The organism is Candidatus Methylomicrobium oryzae (assembly GCF_016745425.1).
Lineage (GTDB): Bacteria > Pseudomonadota > Gammaproteobacteria > Methylococcales > Methylomonadaceae > Methylomicrobium > Methylomicrobium oryzae.
In genome coordinates, this window is sequence record NZ_JAERVK010000006.1 from 183,951 (window position 1) to 196,974 (window position 13,024).

Consider the following 13,024-nt stretch of genomic DNA (forward strand, 5'->3'; position numbering starts at 1 on the left):
TCGCTTTGAGCGGATTTATAAAGCACCGTGAGATGGGATACCGTTCCCGGAAAGTCCCTAGGACGGCCTTTAACCTTCCCGGCCTCTCCGGCCAAATCGCAATATTGCGACCGCTTTCACGGAAAAGTTTCCATCTTTCGGCATCTGAACTATATTCACAAGTAAGCGTTTTCGATCGCCGATAGTTTTAACGGCAATAATCAGGAGCCATGAACCCTACTCGCGCTTTTTTGTTTATCCTGTCGGCTTTATGCAGTACAGTCCCAGTGTTTGCATTTCCAGCTCCGCAACAGGACATCATCGATATTCAACTGCGCTGGCACCATCAATTCCAGTTTGCCGGTTACTATGCAGCCGTCGAAAAAGGCTTTTACCGCGAGGAAGGACTGGAAGTCAGGCTGCATCCCGGCGATCCCGCGCATCAACCCGTGCAGGAAGTCCTGTCCGGACGCGTCCAATATGCCGAAGGCAACAGCGAAATCCTTTTCCAAAGACTGCGGGGCGAGCCGCTGGTTGCATTGGCGGCCATTTTTCAACACTCGCCGTCGATACTGCTGGTGCGCAAGGATTCGGGCATCGATTCGGTACATGACCTGGCCGGAAAAAAGGTGATGCTGATGAATCGGACCGAAGATGCCGATTTCCTGACCATGTTCGTGAATGAAGGGATTTCGCTTTCCCAAATCGACATTATTCCGAGCAGTTACCAGATCGACGATTTGATAACCCGCAAAGTGGACGCTTTCAATGCCTATTCGAGCAACGAACCGTTTTTCCTGAAACAGCGCGGAATTCCTTACAATATCATCGCTCCCGGCAATTATCGGGTCGATTTTTATAGCGACATTTTTTTCACTTCCGAGAAAGAATTACGCAGCCGCCCCGAGCGCGTCGAAAAAATGCTTCGCGCCACACTGAAAGGCTGGCGCTACGCAATGGATCATCCGGACGAGATCATCGATTTGCTGATCCGCCGCTACCCGATCGACAAAACCCGGGCGCATCTCGAATTCGAAGCGGCGGAGATGCGCAAGCTGATTTTTCCGGATCTGATCGAAATCGGCCATATGAATCCGGAACGGTGGCAGCATATGGCCGACGCTTTCGTGAAAGCCGGTTTGGTCAGCTCGGATAATTATCTCGACGGCTTCCTCTACAGCGCCAAATCCAACAAACACCTACCCGCTTGGGTCATTCCGGTGCTGGGGGCCGGCCTGGCGGTTATCGCCTTCATCCTGGCCTCAGCCTACTACCTGATGCAGTTAAACCGGCGCCTCGCATCGGCGCAGCATCAACTGCACGCAGTCAACAGGATTCTCTCGGAAGAAATCGACGAACGTAAAACGATCGAGGCTAATTTGCGTATCAGCGAAAAGCGCTACCATTCGCTGTTCGGGAACATGGTTGAAGGCTTTGCGTTTTGCCGGATGCTTTACCGCAACGATCAACCCGACGATATCCAGTACATCGAAGTGAATCCGGCATTTGAAACCTTGACTGGCTTGCCGGCCGTAGCCGGCAAAAAGGTAACCGAAGTCGTGCCGGGCATCAAAGAGTCCAATCCGGAAATCTTCGAAATTTACGGGCGCGTTGCGGCAGGCGGCCTTCCCGAGAAATTCGAGATTTTCATGCCTCCGCTCAATCTCTGGTTTTCCGTCTCGGCCTACCATGCCGATACCGACGCTCATTGTTTCATTACAGTGATCGAAAACATCACCGAACGTAAACTGCTGCAGCGCAATTATGAGCAGATGGCGCAGACCGATTATCTCACCGGACTGTCGAATCGCCGTCATTTCATGCAGCAGGCCGAAACCGAGCTGACGCGTACTCTACGCTACGGCAGTGCCTTGTCGCTCCTGATGCTCGATCTGGATCATTTCAAACAGATCAACGACAACCACGGCCATCGGGCCGGCGACAAGGTCTTGCAGACGTTCAGCTCGCTTTGCCGGTCAATTCTGCGCCAATCGGATCTGGTCGGGCGCCTGGGGGGAGAGGAGTTTGTAATCATGCTGCCGGAAACCGGTGTTCCGGATGCCATCAGCGTAGCCGAACGGCTGCGAAAAATAACGGAAGAAGTATTCGTGCTCTTGGAAGACGGACAGCCTTTGTATTTTACCGTTTCGATCGGGATCGCCGGGCTCGACGAACGTTACGCGCATCTCGACGCCCTGCTTCAGAAGGCCGATCAATCGCTTTACAAAGCCAAGTCGATGGGGCGTAACCGGATCCATACCGATACGCCATGCAGCCGCACGACCTGCCGGTAAAAGCGCAGCTAGCAGATTTCCGCGGGCTGGATTTAGTTCAGTCCTTCCACCGCCAGCAATACTTCCCGTACATGATCCTTAACCTTCACCTTACGCCATTCGCGCACCAGTATTCCACGGCTGTCGAACAAAAACGTGCTGCGCTCGATGCCGCGAACCTGCTTTCCATACATGTTTTTCATCCTGATCACGTCGAACAGGCCGCAGAGCATCTCCTCAGGGTCGGACAGCAGCTCGAACGGAAACGCCTGCTTGGACTTGAAGCCTTCATGCATCTTGACCGAATCGCGCGACACGCCGAAAACGACCGTATTCAGCGCCGCGAAGCGCTCGCTCAGATCGCGAAAATCGCAGCCTTCCTGCGTGCAGCCCGGCGTATTGTCCTTCGGATAAAAATACAGCACGACGTTCTGCCCCGCGTAATCGGTCAATCTAACCGTTTTGCCCCCGGTAGACTGAATTTCGAGATCGGGCGCGGCGTTGCCGAGCGTTAAAGGTGTCATATCCGGCTCCTAACGTTTAATCGGTTCGAGAATGGCGTCGATATTCAATTGATCGCAGAAATCCAGGAATTCCTCGCGCAACGACAGCAAGCGGACTTCCGGCGGGATCAGAACGATGAATTTGGTGGTGAACACCGAAGTCGAAATGTACGGCGCCTGATACGAACTGCCCGACACCTCCTCGATTTCGATTCCGTGCGAGGCCAGAAAGGACGATACCGCTTCGATAATATTGTCGCGGTCGACCGATAACGTTTCGAGGGAATAAGGAAGGAAATCTTTCTCCCTGTGCTGATGTTCGGGCCTCAGCATATGAACTTTGATATCCAGACGCTTCTCGACCGCTTCCAGAGCATTTTCGATCTTGGCGATTTGATTCCAGTTACCCTGGATCAGCAAATAGGCTGCATGCGCCTGTTCCAGTTTGCTGTAGCGAATTTCCACAATACCGCATCTGCAATCGCTGACTGCGGATAATATTTCGCTGATGAATAAGCTCCGGTTATGTCCCAATACGGTAACGGCTAATTGCATATTTTTCTCTTCGGTTTATCGGCTGAGGGCGATAAGGGGCAAAAATACTGTGGCAAAAAATACATCCGCTTAGCTTTAAACTCCTATTAATTAAACAAATGAAAGATATTGGATTTTTTCCTCGCCAGGCAATAAACTAGCCGGAAAAATGAGCGTTATATTACTACCAAAGAGCCCCCCAATGACAGAGCTTTTAAACAAAAAGTCTAAAGAAAGACGCTACCGCGTCGAGCCGAATATCGCCGAAGTCGATCCGGTCATTGAGCCGTTGACCGATCTGGATGATGACGAGGATGCGATCGACCGGCTGCTGATCAATACGGGTTTCGACGCCGATGAGAACGTTTCCGCACGGCCGGTAGCCGATGACCGGACGTTACCGATCCGTCAGGACGCTGTCCCGCCCTTCGATGCGCTGGGTGAAGACGAGGCGCTGACCGTACTGCAAGCCGACGATGATGAATATGTCGAACCGGTGGATATCGGCTCGCCCCTCGCCGACGTCGAGCTAGCCCCGGAACCGCCGCCATACGCAGCGGCATCCGTAAATATCGAACCGCTTCCGAGCCAGGATGCGCTTGCGTCCGTTGCTGACGAGCACACATTCTCCGCCTTGCGCAATCCGAAACCCGAATCTACCGACAGGATTCATGATGCTTTCGCCTTGCCCGCCGGAAAGGATAAAATTTTCGCGCCGGACGCCCCGGCACTTCTAATTCCCGAATCAGGCCCTGAAAAAATGCCCTTTGCCGACAGCGCCGTATTCAAAGACCGCTCCCCGCTTGACCGAGAGCCGGAATCCGACGGCATTCCGCATCATCCAAACGGAAGTGAAACTACGGCCTTGGGCGATGCGAATCCGTCTGTCAAGGCTCTTTTCCCCCAACCTAAAGCAGACGCCTTCATCCCGGAACACGGCATCGTCCCCGACGCGCCTCTGCATGCCGGCGAACGGAGCCGTCTGCACTCGGCACCGGAAGACTTCGGGCAACGTATCGCACGGCTTGAAGCCAAAGCCTCAAATGCCCTCCGCCTTTCCTATGCGGCGATGTTCCTGTCGCTCGCCGCTTTGTGTGCGGCTTCGTACCTCGGCTACCTAGCCGTTCAGACACATGCCGAACTGGCCAAACTGAAAGACCTGCAGTCGATCATGAAAGAAGATCTCGACGGCTTGAGCGAAAAGCTCGAAAACGGTAAGCAGGCGATCGAGGATAGCGCCGATACGCCCAGTGCTTTTATCAATGAAAGCCCGCAAAAACCGGGAAGCCAATCGACCGCGGTCCATGCATCGGCTTCTCCGGAAACCGGGCCGCTTCAGGTCACCGCCCCGCCGGTCGCCAGCGAGACCCGAAAAATTTCCGAACCTTCCGTTCGCAAAATCCAGGTTTTACCGGTTCAACCGGCCAAAAGCGCCGCATTGCAAAAAGCTTCGGAAAGCTATCCAGACAAACCCGCGATAGGGACCACCGGCGGCCAATGGTCGGTTAACCTGGCCGCCTTCAGACAGATGGACGATGCCAGAAAAAAAGCCGCAGAATTGAAGCAAAAAGGGATCTCGGTCAAAGTAAGGAAAATCGATATCAAGCATTCCATTTGGTACCGGCTCAGCGTGCCCGGCTTCGCTACCAAGGAGGCAGCCAGCGCCCACTCGGCACGGCTTAAGAAATTGCTGCGTTTGAACTCGATTTGGGTCGCAGCGATTTAAGCCGGAGCTTATCCCTCCGATGACGGCTGAATACCGTCAAACCGATTTCCAGGCAGGATTTATTTTTTCCCGGGTTCGACCGGCGCCGGCTGAGCCGGTTCGGCATCGCTTTTTGCCGGTTCGGCATTCGGTTTCGCCTCTTCCTGAGCCCCTTTTCCCTCTTCTTCGGGCTCGGACTTAATCATAATGGCCGAATAGCAGTTCATCATGCTTTCGGTAAAATTGCTGTGGGCATCGGCCAGGGCTTTCGGTGAACCGAAGTCCTTGCGCAGCTCATCCAGCGTTTTCTTCGGGTCGGCCGACTTCGTCAGCGTCAGCATTTTGGTGTAGTTTTTATAGGCGGTACGGCGTTCGGGATCAAACTCGGCAAAGCCGGGCATGTTCTGGGTCGTAGTGTCGACGACACAATCGGTCATTTTTTCCGGATCGATATGATAGTCCTTTACCTCCTGTTCTTTCTTCATTTCCTCCAAAACAGCCGCTTCATATTCGCCTTTCTCGGCGCACCCCACGGCGAGTAAAGCAGAAATCGAGATCAGTAAAATCTTTTTCATTCAGTTAAACCTTGAGTAATTGTTTTATAAAACCAATGGAAAACCAGGGAGATCGGCATAAGATGCGGCTTGCAGCTTTTTCGCCCCATGCCTTCGACCTGCTTTTTAAAGTTCCTTCATCGCCTCGGCAATCCAGGCTTCGGCCTCGGCATTGATGTCGGCGGCCCTACGGCCGTTGCTTTCGATCGGCGGACCGATTTTGACCTTGATCGTGCCCGGATATTTCAAAAAGCTGTATCGCGGCCAGTAAATGCCGGCATTATGCGCAATTGGCACGACCGGATAGCCCGATTGCTGGGCCAGCATTGCCCCGCCCCCATTGAATTTTTTGATTTCGCCGGGCGCGGTACGGGTACCTTCCGGAAAAATGATCACCCAGAGGCCGGCTTTTAAATTTTCGCTGCCTTTTTCGAGCAATTTGCGCAAGGCCGCACGTTGATTTTTACGGTCGATCGCGATCGGCTTCAGCGTTGCCATCGCCCATCCCCAGAGCGGCAGCCATAGCAGAGACTGTTTCAGCAAAACCGAATGCATCGGCAGGAAATCACGGTAAGCGATCGTCTCCCAGGCCGATTGGTGCTTGCTCAGCACGATCGAAACACGGCTCGGTTCGATGTGTTCCATCCCTTCGATTTCATGGTCGATCCCGCAGCACACCTTTGCAAGCCACAGCACCCATTTGACCCAAAGTCCGGCGATCCGGTAGCGGGTCCGGAAAGGCAGCGCAACCGCGAGCAAGATCAAGGGACAGATCACGAACAGCGACAGCGTCATGCCGATGAACAGCAGCGTCGAACCGAAATAAACTTTAAAGTTCCTGCCCTGAAACGAGGGAGTTTGCAGCGTCATATAAATTGTCAAAAACCGGGATTTTCAAATGGGGGTTCGCAGCCAGTGTTTTCCGGCCTTTGCCGGTCTTGACCAAGATCGGCCGGATGCCGGCCGCTTCGGCGGCCTGAATGTCGCGCAACGAATCGCCGACCAGCACCGCATCGCAGAGGTCGGCCCGATGCTCCGCCGCGAAGACCCTAATCAGCCCCGCTTTCGGCTTACGGCAGTCGCAGTCGTCCTCCGGACCGTGCGGGCAAAAATAAATCGCCTCGATCGTACCGCCGTTTTCGGCGGCCAGGCGGAGCATCTTCCGGTGGATGCGTTCCAGCATGGAGGGCTCGAACAGGCCGCGCGCAATGCCGGACTGGTTCGTGATCACCACAACCTTGAAGCCGTGAGTATTCAGCAGCGCAATCGCCTCCAGGCTTCCCGGAATCGGCCGCCATTCCTCCGGCGACTTGATGAACACGTCGGAATCCTCGTTGATTACACCGTCCCGGTCGAGCAGTACATAACGGTTATGCGCCATGTTTCAAGCCGGACCGCTTCGATCTGGCGCAGCAGAATCGGTGCGGAACTTTCTCACCTCTCGGATACCCTGTTGCTTCATCGATGGGACGCCGGTCTCCGATCAAGACTGTAGTTTCGAGATGTCCGCGCAAGTCAAAAACTGTTCGGACAACAGCGTCAACAACGCCAGCCGGTTCGCGCGCAATTCGGGATCGTCGCACATCACCATCACGTGATCGAAAAAGTCGTTGACCGCCGGTTCCAGCTGCGCGAGCCGGTTCAGCGTAGCCTGATAATCGCGCTGCGCCAACAAAGGCTTGATCGCATCGCCGGCCGCAGTGGCGGCTGTCAGCAAATGCTGCTCTTGCTCCTCGGCGAGCGTTCCGACCGACGCGGTAGGCGCCGTCTCCGATTTTTTCAGAATATTGCGAATCCGTTTGTTCGCTGCCGCCAGACTGTCGGCCTCCGGAAGCTGCCTGAACGCTTTGACCGCGGCCAGGCGCTGAACGAAGTCGAGCGGTTCGGGCGGATTGACCGCCATCACCGCCTCGAACTCATCCGCGGAGTAGCCCTGATCCAGGCAGTAGCCTTTCAGCCGATCGAACACGAAATCGCTCACCAGCGCGCGCGTCGCCTCGATGTCGAACGCATGCGTGAATTGGCCCAGCGCAACGTCGATCAGATCGCGGATATTCAGCGGCAGGCGGTTTTCGATGATGATCCGGAGCACGCCGATCGCCGCGCGCCGGAGCGCATACGGATCCTTATCGCCGGTCGGAATCAGGCCAGCGCTGAAAATGCCGCACAAGGTGTCGATCTTGTCGGCCAGCGCGACGATCTGACCGGTTGCGCTGGCCGGAGTCGGACCGCCGGCCTGCTTCGGCAGATAATGCTCTTCGATGGCCTGAGCCACTTCGGCCGGCTCGCCGTCCGCAAGCGCATAATAACGGCCCATGATGCCCTGTAGGTTGCCGAATTCGCCGACCATATTGGTCAGGAGATCGGTTTTGGCCAATAAGGCGGCCCGCTTCGCCAGACCGGCATCGGCCTGCAGGAGGTTCGCGATCGCCTCGGCCAGTTTGACCGCCCGTCCGGTCTTATCCGCCACGGTGCCCAGTTTCTCCTGAAACACGATATTGGCCATGCCCGGCACGCGCTCGGCCAACGGCATTTTCCGGTCCTGCTTCCAGAAAAATTCGGCGTCGGTCAGGCGCGGGGTGATCACCCGTTCGTTGCCGCGCCGGATCGACTCGGGCTGTTTGCTCTCGATGTTGCTGAAGGTGATGAAGTACGGCAGCAAGGCGCCGTCTTTATTTTTCACCGGAAAATATTTCTGGTTGGTCTGCATCGTCGTGATCAGCACTTCGGCCGGCAGTTCCAGAAAACGCGAATCAAAACTGCCGGTGACCGGCACCGGCCATTCGTTCAGCGCAGCGACTTCATCGAGCAGATCGTCCTCGATATGCGCGATGCCGTTTACCTGGGCGGCGGCCTTGTTCGCGGCCTCGCGGATGAGGGTTTTTCTGGCTTCGAAATCGGCGATCACTTTACCCTGCTCGCGCAATATTCCGACGTAAGCCTCGGGATTCGCGACCGGCAACTGCACCGGCGCATGAAAACGGTGACCCTGTGTCGCACGGCCGGTATTCAGCCCCAAAATCTCGGTTTCTATCACTTGTTCGCCGAACAACAGCACGGCCCAGTGCACGGGGCGGACGAATTCGCTGGTAAAATTGCCCCAGCGCATCCGTTTCGCGATCGGCAGCATGGCCAGACTCTTGCGGATAATGTCCGGGATCAGTTCGGCGGTTGCCCGGCCTTCGATCTCTTGCGTATAGGACAGCCAGGCGCCTTTGTCGGTCTTCAGTTCCTGCAACTGATCGAAGGTAGTGCCGCAGCTGGCCGCAAACCCCAGTGCCGCCTTGCTCGGGCTGCCGTCCGGCGCATAGGCCGCCTGCAGCGCGGGACCGCGTTTTTCGACCTTTTTGCCCGGCTGTGCGGTTTCGAGATTTTCGACCAGTACCGTCAATCGCCGCGGCGTTGCATAAAACCGGCTGCCGGAAAACACCACACCAGCCTCGCTTAGCCCGGCGACAATGCCGTTTTGCAGCGCCTGGGCCAGATTCAGCAAGGTTTTCGGGGGCAGCTCTTCCGAACCCAATTCGAAAAGTAAATGTCTGGTTTCGCTCATCGTGATTCTCCCTGTCCGGCCAGCATTGGAAAGCCCAGCGACTCACGGCGCTGGTAATAGGCCTCCGCAACCGATTTGGCCAGATTCCTGACCCGTAAAATGTAGCGTTGGCGCTCGGTGACCGAGATCGCGTGCCGCGCATCGAGCAAATTGAAGGTATGCGACGCCTTCAGCACCATTTCGTAAGCCGGCAGCGGCAGGTTTACCTGAATCAATTTCCGGCATTCCTGTTCGTAGGTATCGAAGCATTTGAACAGAAAATCGACGTTCGCATGATCAAAGTTGAACGAGGACATTTCGACTTCGTTCTGATGGAATACGTCGCCGTAAGTCACCACGCCGTGCGGGGTCCGGGTCCAGACCAGATCGAACACGCTTTGCACGCCCTGCAGGTACATCGCCAGCCGTTCCATGCCGTAGGTGATTTCCCCCGTCACGGGGCGGCATTCGAGGCCGCCGACCTGCTGGAAATAGGTAAACTGGGTCACTTCCATCCCGTTCAGCCAGACTTCCCAGCCAAGCCCCCAGGCGCCCAGCGTCGGCGACTCCCAGTTGTCCTCGACGAAGCGGATGTCGTGTTCGAGCAAATCGAAGCCCAGATAGCGCAAGGAGCCGAGATAGAGTTCCTGAATGTTGTCGGGCGAAGGCTTCAGCATCACCTGGTACTGGTAATAATGCTGCAGGCGGTTGGGATTTTCACCGAAGCGTCCGTCGGTGGGCCGGCGCGAAGGCTGGACATAGGCGGTATTCCAGGGTTCGGGACCGATCGCGCGAAGAAAGGTCGCCGGATGAAAAGTCCCCGCCCCCACTTCCTGGTCCAAAGGCTGCAACAGCACGCAGCCCTGTCCTGCCCAGTATTCCTGCAGGGCCAGAATCAATCCCTGAAATGTCGAAACATCGTAATTCGAACTCGCCACGGTACACTCACGATACGCAGTAAAAATCCAGGGATTATATCTTAAATTTCGGTTTGAGGGAGCGTTTGTGACGAAACACGGCAGGATGGGTACGACTGCGGGGAGGCAGGAGAAAGGGGAATACAGGAGCGATTGCCGAGAGTGTAGGATGGGTTTCGCTTACGCTCTACCCATCCTACGTTTCTGAAAAATCTCTTTTATAGCAGTAAAAGGCGGGCAAAACGCAGAAAAGCCATTTAAATTCCCTCACCCTAACCCTCTCGGCAACAGCTCCAGGCGTTGCCCTACCTCCTGCCTCCCTGCAGTCGTCCCGGAGGGAGAGGGAACAAAAAGCTGTCGCAGAAGGCTAACGCTCTACCGCTTCCTGCCCGGCCCAGCCCCTGGTTCTTTCAACGGCCTTGCGCCATTGCTTTTTGTGCGCTTCCTGCACGCCACCCGGCATCAGGCCCTTGAAGGAGCGGTCGGCCCGCCATTTATCGGCCAGCTGATCCAAGGTCCACACCTCCATGGCAATCCCCGCCAGATAGGCCGCGCCCAGCGCGGTCGTTTCGAGATGCGCCGGGCGGATCACTTCGAGTCCGGAAATATCGCTCTGAAACTGGGCGAGAAATTGATTGGCCGCCGCGCCGCCGTCGATCCGTAATTGGCTGACCGGTGTGCCGCTATCCTCGGACAGAATCCGTAAAATGTCGTCGACCTGAAAGGCCATGCTTTCCAGCGCGGCACGGGCAATATGCGCTGCGCTCGTACCGCGGGTCAGGCCGAAGATCGCTCCGCGCGCGTCCGGGTCCCAATCCGGTGCGCCGAGTCCGGTGAAGGCGGGCACGAAATAAACGCCGCCGTTATCGCCGACCGAGCTTGCCAGGGTTTCGCTGTCGGCGGCGGAGCCGAGCAGATGCAGGGCGTCGCGCAGCCACTGAATCGCCGCCCCGCCGACAAAAACGCTGCCCTCCAGCGCATAGTCGACCCGGGCGCCGATCTGCCAGGCGACCGTAGTCAACAGCCGATGCTTCGAGAGGACTTTTTCGGCACCGGTATTCATCACCAGAAACGATCCGGTGCCGTAGGTGCACTTGGCCATGCCCGGCTCGACGCACAGTTGTCCGAACAGGGAAGCCTGCTGGTCGCCGACCACAGCGCCGATCGGAATGCCCGCACCGATCTCATCGCTGCGCGTCAGGCCGTAACATTCGCTCGACGCTCTGACTTCGGGCAGCAAAGCCGTCGGAATCCCGAACAGTTCGAGCAATTCTTCGTCCCAACGCAGGGTTTCGATATTGAAAAGCAGTGTACGCGAAGCATTCGATACATCGGTAATGTGCAGTTGGCCCTGCGTCATTTTCCAGACCAGCCAGGTATCGACGGTGCCGAATGCCAGCCTGCCCTGCCGCGCCTGCTCGAGCGCGCCGTCCACGTGATCGAGAATCCAGCGGATCTTGGTCGCGGAAAAATACGGATCGAGCAGCAAGCCGGTTTTGGCCCGCACCTTGTCTTCCCAGCCCGCCGTCTGCAAGCGCGTGCACTGCTCGGCGGTGCGCCGGTCCTGCCAGACAATCGCGTTGTAAATCGGCTTACCTGTCTGCCTGTCCCAGATGACCGTCGTTTCACGCTGATTGGCGATACCGATCCCGGCAATATCTTCCGGGCGCAGCTGGAGCCGCTGCATCGCTTCGCGGCACACCGAGGACTGGCTCTGCCAGATCGCTTCGGGATCGTGTTCGACCCAGCCCGATTGTGGAAAAATCTGCCCGAACTCCTGCTGGGCAACCGCCGCCGGCCGGCCCTCCAGATCGTAGAGAATGCAGCGCGAGCTGCTGGTCCCCTGGTCGATTGACATCAAATAGCGCATCGACTCAAGCTTTTAGCTGCGCAAACGGCCGGTCCATCGGAATGTCGTGGTATTCGATCCGGTTGCGGCCATTATTTTTGGCCTGGTACAAAGCGGAATCGGCGGTGTTGATCAAGCATGAAGCGGCCTCGGCGATCGTCAACGGATTCCTGCGATCGGAGCGATAGGTCGTCAGTCCGATGGAGAGCGTCACAGGGATCGTGATTTCGCTGAAAGTGATTTTGAGGGCCTGCACATTGATCCGAATCCGTTCGGCGATTTCATGACCGGTCGACTGATTGATATTGCTCAATAAAACAACGAATTCCTCGCCGCCGTAACGGGCAAGCACGTCATTATTCCTGAGCTGGCTTTTGATGGTCTTCGCCACGATCGATAACACGCTGTCGCCTGCCAAGTGGCCGTATTTGTCGTTGACCGATTTGAAATAGTCGATGTCCAGAAACAGGCAGGTCAACGGATCGCTGTTGCGCTGGCAGCGGGCAACTTCCTCGCCGATCCGCTGTTCGAGAAAACGGCGGTTGTTGACACCGGTCAGCGTATCGACATAACTGGTACGGCGAATCGTTTCGATATTCAGGCGATTCTCTAAACAGATACCGACTACCACGCCCAAATGGGCGAGAAAATCGTCCGTAATCGAGCCGAAAAAACGGCCGGGCCGGCTGCTGCCCAAATTCAGCGTGCCGAGGTATTCTCCCCGCTGATACAACGGAATAATTGCGATATGGGACAAAGGAATATCGTCAGAAACGAAAAAATGCCCGAAATGCTCCTGCACGAAAGACCCAAGGTAGGAATGCAGGACATAGCCGAACTTTGTACTGAACAATTCCTTGTCGCACAACAAAGTCAGGCGTTGATGATGCGCCGGATCGAACGATTCTTCGGCGAGCAACTGGCTCAATTCGCCGGATTCGTCAAGCAGGCAGAGCGTTACCTGATCGAGATCGAAAACGGCTTTCGCGCTGTCCAGGATGTAGCGGATCATTTCCCCCAACGAGCTCTGATCGAATAGGCGCATCTCGAAAGTCTGGAAGTCCTTCAACATCGAGCTGCCTTTCTTGATGGAATCGAACAGGCCACTGATGTGGCTTTCCAACACAATCAAATCTGTCGTCAAGTCGTTTTCCAGCATGGCCTCTCCCCAGCAAGTC

General features: G+C 56.1%; 11 protein-coding genes. 2 read left to right on the forward strand and 9 right to left on the reverse strand.

Features of this window, described 5'->3' with window-relative positions; translation table 11 throughout:
- Positions 1 to 266: 266 nt before the first annotated feature.
- The gene (locus JJL52_RS08740) at positions 267 to 2,273 is read left to right on the forward strand and encodes a diguanylate cyclase (RefSeq protein ID WP_336885051.1); all 2,007 of its coding nucleotides are present in this window, start codon (positions 267 to 269) and stop codon (positions 2,271 to 2,273) included.
- Positions 2,274 to 2,305: 32 nt separating this feature from the next.
- Here JJL52_RS08740 and JJL52_RS08745 read toward each other — a convergent pair whose 3' ends face one another.
- Entirely contained in the window at positions 2,306 to 2,776 is a 471-nt protein-coding gene (locus JJL52_RS08745; protein ID WP_202052023.1) for a peroxiredoxin, read from the reverse strand.
- Positions 2,777 to 2,785: 9 nt separating this feature from the next.
- A complete protein-coding gene (locus JJL52_RS08750; RefSeq protein ID WP_202052024.1) occupies positions 2,786 to 3,310 on the reverse strand; it encodes a glycine cleavage system transcriptional repressor in 525 nt (174 codons plus the stop codon).
- A gap of 181 nt (positions 3,311 to 3,491) precedes the next feature.
- Between JJL52_RS08750 and JJL52_RS08755 the strand changes: the two genes are divergently transcribed.
- Positions 3,492 to 5,015, forward strand: a complete 1,524-nt coding sequence (locus tag JJL52_RS08755; protein ID WP_202052025.1) for an SPOR domain-containing protein — start codon at positions 3,492 to 3,494, stop codon at positions 5,013 to 5,015.
- A 59-nt stretch (positions 5,016 to 5,074) separates the two neighbouring features.
- Here JJL52_RS08755 and JJL52_RS08760 read toward each other — a convergent pair whose 3' ends face one another.
- From JJL52_RS08760 to JJL52_RS08790, 7 genes are all read right to left on the reverse strand, one after another.
- Positions 5,075 to 5,569: a hypothetical protein gene (locus JJL52_RS08760; RefSeq protein WP_202052026.1), complete on the reverse strand. Its 495-nt coding sequence runs from the start codon at positions 5,567 to 5,569 to the stop codon at positions 5,075 to 5,077.
- A gap of 105 nt (positions 5,570 to 5,674) precedes the next feature.
- Positions 5,675 to 6,418: a lysophospholipid acyltransferase family protein gene (locus tag JJL52_RS08765; protein WP_202052027.1), complete on the reverse strand. Its 744-nt coding sequence runs from the start codon at positions 6,416 to 6,418 to the stop codon at positions 5,675 to 5,677.
- Entirely contained in the window at positions 6,378 to 6,929 is a 552-nt protein-coding gene (gene gmhB / locus JJL52_RS08770; protein ID WP_202052028.1) for a D-glycero-beta-D-manno-heptose 1,7-bisphosphate 7-phosphatase, read from the reverse strand. The genes JJL52_RS08765 and gmhB overlap by 41 nt, the downstream gene beginning before the upstream one ends.
- A 102-nt stretch (positions 6,930 to 7,031) precedes the next feature.
- Positions 7,032 to 9,101: a glycine--tRNA ligase subunit beta gene (glyS, locus tag JJL52_RS08775; protein WP_202052029.1), complete on the reverse strand. Its 2,070-nt coding sequence runs from the start codon at positions 9,099 to 9,101 to the stop codon at positions 7,032 to 7,034.
- Positions 9,098 to 10,018, reverse strand: coding sequence for a glycine--tRNA ligase subunit alpha (glyQ, locus tag JJL52_RS08780; protein ID WP_202052030.1), 921 nt, complete (start codon positions 10,016 to 10,018; stop codon positions 9,098 to 9,100). The genes glyS and glyQ overlap by 4 nt, the downstream gene beginning before the upstream one ends.
- A gap of 346 nt (positions 10,019 to 10,364) precedes the next feature.
- Entirely contained in the window at positions 10,365 to 11,855 is a 1,491-nt protein-coding gene (glpK, locus tag JJL52_RS08785; protein WP_236994143.1) for a glycerol kinase GlpK, read from the reverse strand.
- Positions 11,856 to 11,871: 16 nt separating this feature from the next.
- Entirely contained in the window at positions 11,872 to 13,005 is a 1,134-nt protein-coding gene (locus JJL52_RS08790; protein ID WP_202052032.1) for a diguanylate cyclase, read from the reverse strand.
- Positions 13,006 to 13,024 lie beyond the last annotated feature (19 nt).

Bases quoted from the DNA above. Each gene is read 5' to 3' on its own strand.
- JJL52_RS08745 (WP_202052023.1), bottom strand. From the start codon at position 2,776: ATGACACCTTTAACGCTCGGCAACGCCGCGCCCGATCTCGAAATTCAG.
- JJL52_RS08750 (WP_202052024.1), bottom strand. From the start codon at position 3,310: ATGCAATTAGCCGTTACCGTATTGGGACATAACCGGAGCTTATTCATC.
- JJL52_RS08755 (WP_202052025.1), top strand. From the start codon at position 3,492: ATGACAGAGCTTTTAAACAAAAAGTCTAAAGAAAGACGCTACCGCGTC.
- JJL52_RS08760 (WP_202052026.1), bottom strand. From the start codon at position 5,569: ATGAAAAAGATTTTACTGATCTCGATTTCTGCTTTACTCGCCGTGGGG.
- JJL52_RS08765 (WP_202052027.1), bottom strand. From the start codon at position 6,418: ATGACGCTGCAAACTCCCTCGTTTCAGGGCAGGAACTTTAAAGTTTAT.
- gmhB (WP_202052028.1), bottom strand. From the start codon at position 6,929: ATGGCGCATAACCGTTATGTACTGCTCGACCGGGACGGTGTAATCAAC.
- glyS (WP_202052029.1), bottom strand. From the start codon at position 9,101: ATGAGCGAAACCAGACATTTACTTTTCGAATTGGGTTCGGAAGAGCTG.
- glpK (WP_236994143.1), bottom strand. From the start codon at position 11,855: ATGTCAATCGACCAGGGGACCAGCAGCTCGCGCTGCATTCTCTACGAT.
- JJL52_RS08790 (WP_202052032.1), bottom strand. From the start codon at position 13,005: ATGCTGGAAAACGACTTGACGACAGATTTGATTGTGTTGGAAAGCCAC.